Annotated in this window: 12 protein-coding genes and 1 pseudogene; 8 read left to right on the forward strand and 5 right to left on the reverse strand. The window is 61.5% G+C overall.

Going from position 1 to position 15,042, the window contains the following annotated elements:
* Positions 1–26 precede the first annotated feature (26 nt).
* Positions 27–2,342, reverse strand: a complete 2,316-nt coding sequence (locus RHE_RS17765) for a methyl-accepting chemotaxis protein (RefSeq protein WP_011426700.1) — start codon at positions 2,340–2,342, stop codon at positions 27–29.
* Between the two features lie 242 nt (positions 2,343–2,584).
* Between RHE_RS17765 and ruvC the strand changes: the two genes are divergently transcribed.
* The 8 genes and pseudogenes from ruvC to RHE_RS17805 all read left to right on the forward strand — a co-directional run bounded on the left by ruvC (position 2,585) and on the right by RHE_RS17805 (position 7,392).
* Entirely contained in the window at positions 2,585–3,094 is a 510-nt protein-coding gene (gene ruvC / locus RHE_RS17770; protein WP_011426701.1) for a crossover junction endodeoxyribonuclease RuvC, read from the forward strand.
* A gap of 54 nt (positions 3,095–3,148) precedes the next feature.
* The gene (locus tag RHE_RS17775) at positions 3,149–3,412 is read left to right on the forward strand and encodes an AbrB/MazE/SpoVT family DNA-binding domain-containing protein (protein ID WP_011426702.1); all 264 of its coding nucleotides are present in this window, start codon (positions 3,149–3,151) and stop codon (positions 3,410–3,412) included.
* Positions 3,393–3,809, forward strand: coding sequence for a type II toxin-antitoxin system VapC family toxin (locus RHE_RS17780; protein WP_011426703.1), 417 nt, complete (start codon positions 3,393–3,395; stop codon positions 3,807–3,809). The genes RHE_RS17775 and RHE_RS17780 overlap by 20 nt, the downstream gene beginning before the upstream one ends.
* Positions 3,810–3,822: 13 nt before the next feature.
* Positions 3,823–4,437 (forward strand): Holliday junction branch migration protein RuvA, encoded by a 615-nt coding sequence (gene ruvA / locus RHE_RS17785; protein WP_011426704.1) that lies wholly within the window; start codon positions 3,823–3,825, stop codon positions 4,435–4,437.
* A gap of 82 nt (positions 4,438–4,519) precedes the next feature.
* Positions 4,520–5,560, forward strand: coding sequence for a Holliday junction branch migration DNA helicase RuvB (ruvB, locus tag RHE_RS17790; RefSeq protein WP_011426705.1), 1,041 nt, complete (start codon positions 4,520–4,522; stop codon positions 5,558–5,560).
* Entirely contained in the window at positions 5,561–6,463 is a 903-nt protein-coding gene (locus RHE_RS17795; RefSeq protein WP_042118990.1) for a metallophosphoesterase, read from the forward strand.
* 7 nt (positions 6,464–6,470) lie between these two features.
* Positions 6,471–6,790, forward strand: a pseudogene (locus tag RHE_RS17800) (hypothetical protein).
* Positions 6,791–6,828: 38 nt separating this feature from the next.
* Positions 6,829–7,392 (forward strand): DinB family protein, encoded by a 564-nt coding sequence (locus RHE_RS17805; protein WP_011426707.1) that lies wholly within the window; start codon positions 6,829–6,831, stop codon positions 7,390–7,392.
* Between the two features lie 77 nt (positions 7,393–7,469).
* On the opposite strand, the gene RHE_RS17810 is transcribed toward RHE_RS17805, so the two are convergent.
* The 4 genes from RHE_RS17810 to gnd form a co-directional block, all read right to left on the reverse strand.
* Positions 7,470–8,852, reverse strand: coding sequence for a virulence factor family protein (locus RHE_RS17810; RefSeq protein WP_011426708.1), 1,383 nt, complete (start codon positions 8,850–8,852; stop codon positions 7,470–7,472).
* Positions 8,849–11,452 (reverse strand): bifunctional lysylphosphatidylglycerol flippase/synthetase MprF, encoded by a 2,604-nt coding sequence (gene mprF, locus RHE_RS17815; protein WP_011426709.1) that lies wholly within the window; start codon positions 11,450–11,452, stop codon positions 8,849–8,851. Before mprF ends, RHE_RS17810 begins: the two co-directional genes overlap by 4 nt.
* A 223-nt stretch (positions 11,453–11,675) precedes the next feature.
* On the reverse strand, positions 11,676–13,790 hold the full coding sequence (locus RHE_RS17820; RefSeq protein WP_041678750.1) for a mechanosensitive ion channel family protein: 2,115 nt from the start codon (positions 13,788–13,790) through the stop codon (positions 11,676–11,678).
* 211 nt (positions 13,791–14,001) lie between these two features.
* On the reverse strand, positions 14,002–15,033 hold the full coding sequence (gene gnd / locus RHE_RS17825) for a phosphogluconate dehydrogenase (NAD(+)-dependent, decarboxylating) (RefSeq protein ID WP_011426711.1): 1,032 nt from the start codon (positions 15,031–15,033) through the stop codon (positions 14,002–14,004).
* Positions 15,034–15,042: the final 9 nt, after the last annotated feature.

Here is a 15,042-nt window from a genome sequence, read left to right on the forward strand (position 1 = left end):
CCTTGTCGAATATCGCAAGCGACGCCTCACTGACGACGGCGCAATACATGCAACTCGGCGCTCGGCCGGTGATGCCCCTGCGGCAGCGTGAAATTGCCGAGCTGGCGGTCCATTTCCAAAGCTTCCGTCGCCAGCCGGTGGATCGCCGCCGTCGTCTCCTCGACCATTGACGCGTTCTGCTGCGTCATCGCGTCGAGTTCGGCCACGGCGTTGTTGATCTCGCGCAGCGTAGTTGCTTCCTCGCGGGTCGATTCCATGATCTCGTTGATCTGCCCGTTGATCGCCTCGACATGGGCGCCGATGCCCGTCAACGCGACGCCCGCTTTTTCGACGAGCGCGACGCCGCTTTCGACCTCATGCGTCGACTTCTGCAGCAGGCTGGAAATTTCCTTGGCCGCACTCGACGAGCGCTGGGCAAGCTCCCGGACTTCCATGGCGACCACGGCAAAGCCCTTGCCCGATTCACCGGCGCGCGCCGCCTCGACACCGGCGTTGAGCGCCAGGAGGTTGGTCTGGAAGGCAATGTCGTCGATGACAGAGATGATCGTGTTGATCTGGCGCGAGGAGGTCTGGATCGCCTCCATCGCCGCGATCGTCTCGCGCATGATCTGGCCGGAGCCGGTCGTCTCCTTTTTGGCGTCGCGGGCGATGCGCTCGGCCTGTTCTGCCCGCTCGATCTGGCGGCGAACGGACTGGGTAATGGCGCTGATCGCATTCGCCGTCTCGGTGATCGAGCCAGCCTGACGTTCGGTGCGCCCGGCAAGCTCGTCGGCGCCCGTGCGCATCTCCTCGGAGCCGGCACGCACCGCCATCGAGTTGCCGCCGATCGCCGTCATGGTTTCGCTGAGTGTGGCGAGCGCCTCGTTGAAATTGACACGCAGACTTTCGAGTTCGTTCGGAAAGCGGCTGTCGATCTGATAGGCGAGATCGCCGCTAGCCAGATGATGCAGCCCTTCGTCAATGGCCTCGACCACCTGCTGCAGCGTCTTCGCTTCGGCCTCGCGCTCGGCGAGGTTCTGCTGACGGTCGTGCTCGGCCTGCAGGCGCGTCTCTTCGCTGGCGGCTTCGAGTTCGCGGCTTTCGATCAGCGATTGGCGGAAGCGGGCAAGCGCGTTGGCCATCGTGCCTATCTCATCCTTGCGGTTCAGGCTGCCGATCTCGCTGTCGAGCTTGCCGTCGGCGACGTCGCGAGTCACACCGGCAAGCCGCGCCAGCGGCGAAAACAGGAGATTGGTGACCAGCCCGGTCGCGATGGCCATGACGACGAGCACGCCGATGCCGATCATCGTCAGCAAAGTGGCGATCTCGATCGAGCCGGCATTGAGCTCGCTGAGCAGCACGCTCTCGACCACCAGGAAGCGGTCGCCGCGATAGTCGATGCCACGGACATAGGCGCGGGCCGCGCCATCCGCCCGGTCGAAATCGGCCACGATCATCGCGGAGCTGGAGAGCGCGTCCTTGATAAAAGTGAAGGGGGTGGCATCGAGCATCGCAAGCTTGCCGCCGCCATCGAGGGCGATAGCGGAGCCATCGCTGGAGACGATCGCAGCCCGCGCGGTGCTGCCCTGGACGATGCCTTTGGAAAGGATGCTCGAGATGATGTCGTCGCGCACCTTGAACAGGATGATGCCCTTGGCTGCTCCGAGCTTGACGATCGGCACGGCATAGAAGATCGCGGGCTTGCCGCTTGCCGCATCGACACGGAGGCCGGAGAAGCCCGTCGGTGCGGCGTCATCCGTCGCCTTGGCGGTATTCTCGATCGCCTTGGCGAAAGCGACGCCGGCGCCGGCTGTTTTCCAGGCATCCGACTTCAGATTCTCCGCGAAGTCGTCGTCCTTCTTGTAGGAATAGAGCACGCTACCGTCGAGATCGGCGATCAGCAGATCGCTGAAAGCGGTGTTTTCGAGGTCGCGGGCAACTTCGCCCTGCGTCTGCTCATGATTTGAATAATAGAACCCGCTCGGCCCTTCCGGCTTCATCAGCTTCTCACGCCGGTCGGGCGGGTTGGGATTGCCCGTGATAAAAACCTTCTTCAGCTCGGCGCGTGCATCCCCCGAAGTCTTCTGGATTGTTTTCCAGCCGCTCTTCAAGCTGGTGATCGACATCTGCAGCGCCTCGATGCGCGCGATGGAATTGGCCTGGTTCTCAAGCTGCGCCAGCTGATCCTGCAACATATCGCCGCGGAAGATCAGCACGCTTTCCTTGGCTTTCAGCGCCTGCTCGTCGGATATCCGGCTGCTGGCGAAATAGGCAAGCACATTGATGACGGCAATCGATAGCACGGTCATCAGGATGAATGTGGCAATGACCTTGAAGGACAGGGACTGAAATCTCTGAGCCATATACGACGAACCCTCTGAACGGCGCCTGCCAGCCCAGGCACGCGGTGCATCCCCGGCCGGCTGACCTGTCAACAGAACATCGGGGGCTTATTCTTATGAAATGAAGCCCTCGCACATTCGATGAACTAGATTTCAGGCATCTCTTTTAATTCGCGGTAAATGGCGCGCCTTAAAACCAAGGGTGTTTTTGTTTTGTTCACATATCGATGGCACATAATTCGCCATCGCTATAGGTTGAACCAATGCAAAATACGATTCGCATCATTGGCATCGATCCCGGTCTCCGTCGCACCGGCTGGGGAATCATCGACACGTTAGGCAATTCCCTGAAATTCGTGGCATCGGGAACGGTGACCTCCGACGGCGAGATGGACCTCGCCTCCCGCCTCTGCCAGCTGCATGACGGACTCGCCGATATCGTCCACGCTCACAAGCCCGATGAAGCCGCTGTCGAACAGACCTTCGTCAACAAGGACGCCGTGGCGACCCTGAAGCTCGGCCAGGCTCGCGGCATCGCCATGCTGGTACCGGCACGCGCCGGACTGCCGGTCTCCGAATATGCGCCCAACGCCGTGAAGAAGGCGGTCATCGGCGTCGGTCACGGCGAAAAGCAGCAGATTCACATGATGTTGAAGATCCTGATGCCGAAGGCCGAGTTCAAGGGCGATGACGCCGCCGACGCCTTGGCGATCGCAATTTGTCATGCCCACAATCGCGGCGGCCACCGGATGCGCCAAGCGCTGGCCGGATAATCCGTTCTTGACTTGTTCTTTTCCCATGATAAGTAATACCGCAGAGGTATTACCATGCGCGTGACCGAAAAAGGCCAGGTGACTATCCCCAAGGACATCAGGGATCGCTTGAAGATCGGCCCGGGATCCGAGGTCGATTTCATTGCTGATGAAAAGGGCGCCCGGCTCGTCGTTCTGTCCAACCGCACGGAACCATCGCAGGACGATTTTGAATCCTGGCTCGGCAGCATGAGCGGCACTTTCGACACCAACGGCATGACGACCGATGAATTCATGGAATGGCTGAGGGGACCACGCGATGACCTCGGTCCTCGTTGATACGAACATCTTCGTCGATATCTTCGGCCCGGACAATCCTTTCAGGGAATGGTCCGCACGCGCCTTGAGCGCATTGCGTCCGGATTCACAATTCATCATGACACCCGTCGTCTGGGCGGAGCTGGCAAGCATGACCCCGCGCGAGGAAACGCTTGCGTTTCTCCTGTCGCGGTTAAACCTGATCCGCGAGGCCCTGCCGTTTTCCGCCGCTTACCGGGCCGGCATGGCGCACGCACGGTATCGGAGGAGCGGCGGCCTGCGCGAGCGCACCCTGCCGGATTTTTTCATCGGTGCGCACGCCGTTGTTCGATCGCATCGTCTTCTGACACGCGATGGCGCGCGCTACCGCTCTTATTTCCCGGAATTGGACATCATTTCTCCCGAAACGCACCCTTGAGAGACCGCGACCCATGATCGGCAAGCTGAAAGGCACCATTGACGAGATCGGCGAAGACTACGTGCTCGTCGATGTGCAGGGCGTCTGCTACGTCGCCTATTGCTCGGCCCGCACCCTGTCGAAGCTCGGCTCGGCCGGCGAGGCCTGCGTACTGTTCATAGAGACTTATGTTCGCGAGGATCAGCTGAAGCTCTTCGGCTTCATGACCGCGTTGGAGCGGGAATGGTTCAACTTGCTGCAAAGCGTCCAGGGCGTCGGCGCCAAGGTGGCGCTCGCCGTGCTCTCGACGCTGACGCCGGGCGAGCTCGCCAATGCGATCGCCCTGCAGGACCGCGCAGCCGTTTCCCGCGCGCCGGGCGTCGGCCCGAAAGTGGCGATGCGTCTCGTCACCGAACTGAAGAACCGTGCGCCGGCCTATGCCGGAGAGGCGATCAACATCGCCCTCAAGCGGGAGCTCGGCGAAGGTGTGGCGGCCGCGCCGGTCGCCGATGCGGTGTCCGCGCTGACCAACCTCGGCTACAGTAGAGATCAAGCCGCAAATGCCGTTGCCGCCGCGATGAAGACGGCCGGCGAAGGAGCCGACAGCGCCAAGCTGATCCGACTGGGATTGAAGGAACTCGCGCGGTGAGGGCCGGAAAACCGATGATTGAATGTCGAGTGGTCCGATTTTTGGTGTATTGCTGTGACAGGTTTCAAAACGGAATAAGAGCATGAGCGAACCCGCCCGCCTGATATCGCCGGAAAAGCGGGGCGAAGATCTCGACATTACCCTGCGCCCGCAATCGCTGGACGAATTCACCGGCCAGGCGGAAGCGCGCGCCAATCTCAAGGTCTTCATCGAGGCGGCGAAGAACCGCGGCGAGGCGCTGGACCATGTGCTCTTCGTCGGCCCGCCCGGTCTCGGCAAGACGACGCTGGCGCAGATCATGGCGAAGGAACTCGGCGTCAATTTTCGCTCGACGTCAGGCCCTGTCATCGCCAAGGCCGGCGACCTTGCCGCGCTGCTGACCAATCTCGAGGAGCGCGACGTGCTCTTCATTGATGAGATCCACCGCCTCAACCCGGCCGTTGAGGAAATCCTCTATCCCGCCATGGAGGATTACCAGCTTGACCTCATCATCGGGGAAGGCCCTGCCGCGCGCTCGGTGAAGATTGACCTCTCGAAATTCACGCTTGTCGCCGCTACCACCCGCCTCGGCCTGCTGACGACGCCGCTGCGCGATCGTTTCGGCATCCCGGTGCGGCTCACCTTCTATACCGTCGAGGAACTGGAGCTGATCGTGCGCCGCGGCGCGCGGCTGATGAACCTGCCGATGACCGAAGAGGGCGCCCGCGAGATCGCCAGGCGCGCCCGCGGTACGCCGCGCATTGCCGGCCGGCTGCTGCGGCGCGTGCGTGATTTCGCCGAAGTGGCAAGGGCCGAGGCGGTCACCCGCGAGATCGCCGACGAAGCGCTGACCCGCCTGCTGGTCGACAATGTCGGTTTTGACCAGCTCGACAAACGTTACCTCAACATGATCGCCGTCAATTTCGGCGGCGGCCCCGTCGGCATCGAAACCATCGCCGCCGGCCTTTCCGAGCCGCGCGACGCGATCGAGGACATCATCGAGCCCTATATGATCCAGCAGGGTTTCATTCAGCGCACTCCGCGCGGCCGTGTTCTGACCGCAATCGCGTGGAAACATCTGGGAATGCAACCGCCCAAGGAAATGGAGGCTGCGCAGTTCCGGCTGTTCCAGGAGGACGACTGAGTGATCACCCGCCGCGGATTTTTCAAGGTTCTTGGCGGCGGTATCGCAGGCGTCATGTCGCTCGGCGGTTACGCCTTCGCCTATGAATCGCTCGCCCGGCTCAGAATCACCCGCTACCAACTGACACCGCCGGGATGGACGCCGGGGCTGAAGCTCCGCGTCGTCGCCCTCGCCGATATCCATGCCTGCGAACCCTGGATGTCGGCAAGCCGCATCACAGCGATCTGCCGCAGGGCGAATGAACTCGAAGGCGATGTCACCGTTTTGCTCGGCGATTATGCCTCCGGCATGAACATGGTGACGCAATACGTGCATTCGAGCCAGTGGTCGAAGGCGCTGGCCACTCTGAAAGCCCGTCTCGGCGTCCATGCGATCATGGGCAATCATGACTGGTGGGAGGACAGGACTGCCCAGAAGGACGGCGGGATGGAAACATTCGGACACCGGGCGCTTGCCAACGTCTGCATCCCGGTCTACGGCAACCGCGCCGTTCGGCTCGAAAAGGATGGCTACGGCTTCTGGCTCGCAGGCCTCGAAGATCAGCTGGCGCTGCTCCCCGGCAGGAAATGGGGTCGCACGCGCATGACCGGTCTCGACGATCTCGATGGAACGATGGCTCAGGTCACTGATGACGCGCCCGTCATCCTGCTTGCCCATGAGCCCGATATCTTTCCCCGCGTGCCCGAGCGTGTCTCGCTGACGCTCTCGGGTCACACCCACGGCGGACAGATCCGCTTCTTCGGCCGTTCACCAATCGTCCCCTCGCGTTACGGCGATCGCTACGCCTACGGCCATATCGTCGAGGAGGGGCGTAATATCATCGTTTCCGGAGGGCTCGGCTGCTCCATTGCCCCGGTCCGCTTCGGCGTGCCGCCGGAAATCGTCGTAATCGATCTTGGATAAGAATGACATGAGCAAGCGCACTGCCATTCGCCTGACTGAAAGCGCTGAGCGTTTCAACTACCGCATTGCCGGCCTCGGCTTTCGCGATGGGCACGTGCTTGTTCATCGCCCTGTGCACGAGCCCTTCTGGACCTTTCCCGGCGGTCGGGCGGAAATCGGAGGACGCGTCGAAGATGGCGACAACCATCTCGAATTCAAATGGGTTGCCGGCAACGGGCGCGGCCCTGACCGCGCTCGACATCCCGCCCTATTTCATCGCTGATGATCGAGAAGCTGCCCGGGGCACCACGTCATCTCGTCTGGCGCGACGGTAATCTCGATGCCTGACGCAAACATTCCGGAGTGCTGAAAGAGGAAAGCCGCCGATGTCGACCTTCGATCCCGCCAGGACCTTTCGCAAGCTTGCCTATAACAACGCCCTTGCCAACCACCGGCTGCTTCACGCCTGCGCGGTATTGAAGCCGGGCGAATTCGAAGCGCCGGGCACGAGCTTCTTTCCGTCGATCAAGGAGACGCTGAATCACATCATCACGGTCGACTGGTTCTATGTCGACGGCATGGAAGGTGGCACGCTCGGCTTCCAGGCCTTCGAGGTGGACGAACCCTTCGATGATGTCGAGTCACTGACGCAAGCGCAGGCAAAGGTCGATCAGCGCCTGATCGACCTTTGCGAAGCACTGACGCCGGAAAGGCTGATCTCGACCGTCAGTCTCCATCGCGGCAATCGGATTCAGCAGGAGCGGATGGACGACGTGCTCGCCCACCTTTTCCAGCATCAGACCCATCATCGCGGCCAGGTCCATGCGATGCTTGCCGGCACCAGCGTTGCCCCGCCGCAGCTCGACGAATTCATCGTCGCCGACGATGCGCGATTTCGCGGCAAGGAACTCGCCGAACTCGGCTGGCGCGAAGAAAAGCTGATGCATTGAACGCATAACCCGAAATCGAAATCGATTTTCGGGTTATGCGCCAATCACCGTCAAAGCATACCGCAAGGCTGCAGCGATTAATCCTGCAGACGTCTCTTCAGCGCGTCGATGATCGTCTTGGTGAGAAGGTCGTAATTCTCGTCGAAGTGATGGTCGCCAGGCAGTTCAACGACTTCGGCACCACTATCCTTCAGCGCCGGACAGGCGACATCGTCGTCGTCCTCCTTGCCATAGACGCACTGCACGAGCTTCGGATCGACGTTCTTCAGATCGGCGACGGGATCGCCCCCCGCCCCTTCCGTCTTCTGGCCGAGCCAACCTAGAACGGAGATGACGTAGTCCACTTGGTGCGAGAGCGACAGCAGAGACAACTGCACCACCGAGGACTTCTCGGCCGGTTTGAGCAACTGATAGGTTGCGGGCACGACATCGGCGCCGAAAGAGTAGCCGACGAGCAGAACATGCTTCACCTTCCACTGCTTACGATAGAAATCGATGATCTTCGAAAGATCGCTGGCCGTCTCCTCCGGCTTGCGCTCCGACCAGAAATAATGAAGTGAATCAACGCCGACGACGGGAATGCCTTCCTTCTGCAGCGTGCCGCCGACCTCCTTGTCGATGTCGCGCCAACCGCCGTCGCCGGAATAGATCACCGCCATCGTATCGAAGGCAGGGGTTGCCTCGAGCACCGCCAGCGGCAGGCCGAGCGGATTGCCGAAGGCGCCGGAAGCGGTGACGAGGTCGTCGAGGGTATCGCCGAATACCGTCTGTGCATCGTCTGTGGAATCGCGGATCTCGATCTCGGAATGGGCTTTCTGCAGCGCCTCGGCATGCGCCCGGCCGTCCTTGTCAGCTTTGGGCGTGAAGACCGTTATGATCGGGTCCGGCAGGGCGCCGTCGCTGAGGCCGTAGACCGTGCGTTCGCCAATTACCTTCTTGGAAGCCGGCGTGCAAAGCTCCTTGGTCAACGGAATGCCGGCCAGCGGATCGACGGCAAGCGTCTGGCCGATCGTGGCATCGGGCGTCTGCGCTGCGATCGCCAGCGCCAGGGCCCCGCCCTCGCCAATGCCCGCGACGATCGGCAAATGATAGGCATTGTTGCCGGTCGCGCGCTGCACCTGTTGGCTCAGCGATTCGATGTCCGAGACCATATAGATGCAGCCGTCGTTGAGACTGACGTCATAGCCGCTGAGCGCCTGGACATAAGAGGGAAAGTCGACGCCGATGACGACGGCGCCTTCGGCGACCAGCCTGTCGGCCTCGGCTTTCTCATAATCGCCCCAGCCGGCGGCATTCGAGATCAGCATCACGGTGCCCTTCACCTCCCCTTCCGGCAGGAAGATGTGCGGCGACGGGATGAGCCCGCTTTCGAAGCTCTGCGTGGTTTCCTCGGCGGCATCAGCCGGTGCGGCCGCGAGCATGCAGACGCATGCCGTGGCAAGAAGGATTGTCTTGATCATTTTCTCACTACCCCTTTCAATCCGCCCCCGATCAGAAATGTCGCGTCCATCAACGCGATCATCGGATTGCCTCCTCCGGAAACCGCAAGATAGCGCGGTTGCCAGTGCGGATGAAACTTGGATTTGAATGCCCGTAGGCCTTTGAAGTTATAGAAGCGCTCGCCGTGCTCAAAGACGGTGCTGCCGATACGGTCCCAGACGGGCGCCGCTTCGCGTTTCGACATGCCGGAGAGAGGCGCCATGCCGAGATTGAAGTGGGTGAAACCCTGATTACGCAGATATTCCATGATCTGCACGAAGAGAAAGTCCATTGAGCCCTTCGGCGCGTCCGGCGAGAAGCGCATGAGATCGATCGTGCCCTCCTCCTTGGATTCAGTGACGAGGATGTTGGCGAAGGCGACGATCTTGCCATCCTTCTTCAGGATGCCGACCGGTTGCGCGGAAACGTAATCGGGATCGAAGGAACCGAGCGAGAAGCCCTTTTCCTTGGCATTGTGATGTTCGAGCCATGCCGTGGAAACGGCGGCGAGTTCATCGATGATATCAGGCACATTCTCGGGTTCGACGACCGCGAACTCCAGCCCGTCGCGCTGGGCCCGGCTCGCCGTCTGGCGAAGGTTCGCCCATTTGCCGCCTTTCATTTCGAAGGTCCGGAGGTCGGCCACCGCCAGTTCGCCGAGCTTGAAGGCGCGGAGGCCCGCATCGGCGCAATGGGAAAGCAGCGCCGGCGAGATCTGGTAAAAGACGGCGCGGCAGCCGGCAGCTCGCGCCGCTTCGACGAAGCGCCAGACGAGTTCCTGCACGGCACCATGATCGCCAACCGGGTCGAACAGTGCGATCCATGAACGGCCTTGCCGGCCGTACATGATGAAAGCGTCACCTTTTTCCGAAAACATGATGCTTTTGTCGCCCATGCGCACCAGATTGGCATCGGCATTGCCCTGCTTCCTGACGATCTCGACGGCACGCGTCAGCGCCTCCTCCGTCGCCGGCTCCGGCCGAAAGGTCGCCGGCCGGAGCAAGCTGAAAATGGCGATTGCGGACGAGATGATGGTGATGCCAAGCAGGGCGCGCAGTCCCCGCGGTGCCTCGGCGGTGAATTCGAACTGCCACCAGAGTTCGTTGCTGTATTCGACATCGCGATAGACGAAGAGCAGGATGACGACCGCGCCAACGACGATCACGGCGATCGCCATCAGCCAGGATGCCGTCATTGCCTGGTTGAGCAGCGACGCATGCCGGGTGAAGAGCCGCCGGCTGACGAAGAGCCCGAAGATGAGAAATGCGAGAAATGCGGCTTCGACGAGGGCGATTGCCTTCAGGAGCGACAAGGTCAATGCGGCAACGGCCGAGAACACGGCCACCCACCACGCGCCGTCGAGCCTCTGACCGAGGCCGCGCGCCGCAACCACCAGCGCGAGGCCGAGCAGGCTGGAGAGGAAGTGCGCGCCTTCTACCATCGGCAGCGGCAGATAGTTGGAGAGGAATTCCAGGTTCTGGTCCGGCGTCGGCGTGACGCTCGAAAACACCAGCATGACGCCGAGCAGCAGCGCCAAGGTCGACAACAGTTGCGGCATCAGCCGTCCGCCGATACGGCGGACACTGGAGGCGGCCGGGTGGTCGACAAAACGGCGCAACTCCGCCGCCGAGACCGCGAGCACGGCGATCAACAACGGCAATACATGGTAGATCAGCCGGTAGAGCACCAGCGATCCCAGCACCGCGTCGATATTTACCGCGCTGCCGAGCGAAGCGATGATCACGGTCTCGAACACGCCGAGCCCGGCCGGAACGTGGCTGAGCACGCCGAGACCGACGGCGATCGCATAGACGGCGAGGAAGACCGGCCAGCCGATGGCCGTCTGCGGCAAGAGCACGTAGAGCACCGACGCGGAGGCGGCAATGTCGAACGCAGTGACGAGGAATTGGCGTGACCAGGTGCGCGAATCCGGCAGGCGGATCGCCACGGCGCCGAAATTGAGCACACGACCCTCGCGGCCTATGATCATTACAGCCCCGAGAATGGCGATGATCGAGCCGGCAATCAGCCGGAGGAGGAATGGACTGACACCGATCAGCGGGCCGATCTCGCTGGCGATGATGATGAGGGCGATCGACGCGACGGCCGCGAGCCCGAGGCCGAAGGAGAGCGTGACGAAGGCGATAATGCGGCCGATATCCTCGGGTGAGAGCCCCAGACGCGTATAGGCGCGGTAGCGGATTGCGCCGCCCGACAGCGCACCGAAGCCGGCGGTGTTGCCGACCGCATAGGCGCTGAATGCCGTTAGCGCCACATGCGGAAAGGGAAGCTTCTTGCCGATATATTCGATCGCATTGAGATCGTAGAAGACCAGCGAAAGGAAACTCAGCGCCGTGAAGAACAGAGCAAGCAGGATCGCGCTCGGCCCGGTAGCCGCTAGTGCTGCGACGACATCGTCATAGCGCACCTCGTTGGTGAGCTGCATGATGGCGTAACCGACAAGACAGAAGACGATGAGCGTCGCGGCTGCAGTGAGCGGCGTCCTGTAACGTCTGAAAAGCGTGCGAAAAGAAAACCCGTCCGTCGCCTCGATCTCTTCCAAATTGCCGTGACCCGACATCTCGTACCTGCGCAGCTTCCAATTCGACGGGAATCATTTTTCGAAGACGTAACACGACAGGCATATAAGCTCTATGAAGCCGTGCCCGACGCTACCAACCCTGCCGTCTGCGCCTCAATCATCCTCAATTGGGGCGAATTTGCGCAGGAATATGTGATCGCACATTGCATTTTCGTAAGCTTGCGAATGCCTTGTCGCGATAATGAGATTCAGGTGGCGGCATTCATGCAGCCGGTTCGCCGTTGGCTCGCATATGAGAAGCATAACGCGCGACGGCAGCCTCCAAATCGGCCTCGCGATCGCCCGCCACCTGCACCGTCGGCACGGCGAACTCGATGCCGTTTTCCTTGAAGGCGTTGCGGATCATTGCCAGTGCATTGCGTCGGATGACGAATTGCTCGCCGGGCTTCGTCATCATCGACAGCCGGATCTCAATCGCGAATTCGCCGAACTGCTCGACACCCTTCATCTTCAGCGTCTCGATGATGTGCGGGCCGAATTCCGGGTTTTCGAGCAACGTCTGGCCGATCTGCTTGATCACCTTCTTGGCCTTGACGAGATCGGTGTCGTATTTGACGTTGAGGCTGATCTTGTCGATCGTCCAGTCGCGATTCAAGTTCTTCACCGCGCCGAGTTCGCCGAACGGCACGGTCGTCAACGGCCCGCGATGATGCCTGAGCTTCACCGATCGCAGGCTGAACGCTTCGACGACACCCTTGTGGCTGCCGCTTTCGATATATTCGCCGACACGGAAAGCATCGTCCCAGAGGTAGAACATGCCGCTGATGACATCCTTGACGATCGTCTGGGCGCCGAAGCCCACCGCAACGCCGACGACGCCGGCACCCGCGATCAGCGGCCCGATCTCGATACCGAGGCCCGAGAGCACCATCAGAACGGCGATGACCGCGATCACGACGGCGAGGATATTGCGGAAGATCGGCAGCAGCGTCTGGATCCGCGCATGTTTGGCCTTCTCCTCGTCCGTCGCGGTAACGTCCAGGGGTGAATCGAGCAGCTTGCCGTCGATATAGGCCTTGACGACGTGCCAGAGCAAATCAGCAGCGAGCAGGATGACAATCCCGCCGATGACCCCCCGCGCGATCTTGTCAGTCATCCGATCGCCAGCAGCCATCGTATCGGCGCCGACGCCGAGCATCCGCCCGAGCCAGATGGCGGCAAAGGCGATAATCAGCGCCCGCACGCCACGGTCGAGCAGCACTGTCGCGATACGGCGACTGGCAAGGAAGCTCGCTTCGGTCTGCTGCAGCGATTTCACCGCAAGCGTCGAAACCGCGAGCACGCGCGGCAGCAGCAGCACATAGATGCCGAGCCAGAGCAGCCCGTTGAAGCCCGCGACCCACAGTCCCCAAAGCAGCAGGAAATAAATGGTGAGTGCCCAGGAGATTCCATAACCACGCTTCTCGTCCTTATGCGGCCGCGACCAGACCGCCTCGACCGCGATCAGCAGCAGGCCGATACCGAGGATGTAGCCGACGAGAAGCCGAGCGCTCGGTGTATAGCCGAGCGGCGCCATCGACTGGATCACTGCCCAGCCGAAAGCGAAATAGATAACGAAGATCGCGCAACGGCGATACCAGAAGAGCGCGACGGAGCGTCCCGGCATGATTGGAGCGGAGACACCCTGCCGCTCCTCCTCGGCTCGCGAGAGTCCGATGAGATCGACCAGCACACCGCCGAGGCAGATTGTAAAACGCTGGACGATCAGCGCAACGACACAGACGATCGCGATACTCTGGCTGAGCGGCGGCCAATTGAGACTGAGAAGCGTCAGCACTGTCGCCGCCGCGAAGATCAGCGCCGGGATGACGCGTGGCGCCAGATGCATGCCTGCCATCGCAGCCAGACGGCGACGGCGGCGGCGGAAGGCATAGCGGGCAATGCTTTCGACGATCGCGCCCAGCAGAAAGATCGCCAGGTATTGGACGATCATGCGAACCCGCCCAGTGGCGGCGATTTCACCGAAAAGCAGCGAGGATGCATTGCCGATCTGCAAGGGCAGCGTCATCGCGGCATCGGAAACCATCGAGACATGACGACGGGAATGCTGGAGCAAACCCGACAAGACGGACATCTGGTTTTCCGCCGCTGTATCGCCCGCAGATGTCGCCGCCATCTGGGTCGACATCCATTGCTTGACCTCGGGCGTCTGCATGAGCTGCATCATCTCGCGCACCTGCGCCGGCGGGCTAGCCACGGCCGGCGCTTGTGCCGGCTGCGTCTGGGCAAAGCTGGGCCAAGCCACGGAAAGAAGCGCAATGAATGCCAATATGCCTGATATGGCGGCCGTCAAGCCTCCTGCCCTGTCACGCTTCACGACCGCCCTCCAACGAAGTGTCGACGCCTGCACTAAACCAGGCCGACATCTTGCAATGGATACTCGCGACTGCCGCCGCCAGCAAGCGGTAGGAAAACCATACCGACGGCTAGGAAGGACCGCTTTTCGCCGCCTGCTCGAGCCATGCCGACCGCCTTCCAATTACGGGGTGAAGGTCCCATTCTGCTCAATGAAGGGAATAATTTGGCCTTCAAGATTTCGGCGCCGGCTTTTCCACGTGGCCCCCAAAACCAGCGCGCATTGCCGACAGCACCTTATTGGCAAACTCGTCATTGTCGCGCGAGGAGAAGCGGCCATAGAGCGCCGCACTCAGCACCGGCGTCGGCACGCTTTCGTCGATAGCCGCCATGATCGTCCAGCGGCCCTCGCCGCTGTCCGAGACGCGGCCCGCAAATTTCGAAAGTGCGGGGTCAACATGCAGGGCATCGGCGGTGAGATCGAGCAGCCAGGAGGTGATGACACTGCCGCGGCGCCAGACTTCCGCGACATCCTGCAGATTGAAGTCGTATTGGAAATGTTCGGGATGTGCGAGCGGCGCGGTTTCCGCATCGGCCTCATGCGAGGCAGCGCCGATATTGGCGCGTTTCAAGATGTTGAGGCCCTCGGCATAGGCGGCCATCAGGCCGTATTCGATGCCGTTATGCACCATCTTGACGAAGTGACCGGCGCCATGCGGGCCGCAATGCAAATAACCCTGCTCGGCGGTGCTGGCCGCAGCCGCCTCGGCGCTGCGGTTCGGCGAGGCTTCCGTCGTGCCGGCCCCAGGCGCCAGCGTTGCGAAAATCGGCGAAAGGTGCTGGACGATGCCCTTCTCGCCGCCGATCATCAGGCAATAGCCGCGCTCGAGGCCGAAGACGCCGCCGCTGGTGCCGACGTCGACATAATGGATGCCCTTGGTGATGAGCTCAGCGCCGCGGCGGATGTCGTCATGGTAGTAGGAATTGCCGCCGTCGATGACGATATCGCCGTTCTGCAGCAGCGGCACCAGGCTCGCCAGCACCTTGTCGACGATCGCCGCCGGCAGCATCAGCCAGATCGCACGCGGATGCGTGAGCTTGGAGACGAATTCCTCCAGCGAAGCGGTGCCGGTTGCGCCGAGACCTGCGAGATCGGCAACGCTTTCCGGCCTGGTGTCGTAAACGACGCATTCGTGACCGCCCCGCATCAGGCGCTGGACCATATAGTTGCCCATGCGGCCCAAACCGACCATACCAAGCTGCATAATGAATCT

The sequence above is a fragment of the Rhizobium etli CFN 42 genome (assembly GCF_000092045.1).
Taxonomy (GTDB): domain Bacteria; phylum Pseudomonadota; class Alphaproteobacteria; order Rhizobiales; family Rhizobiaceae; genus Rhizobium; species Rhizobium etli.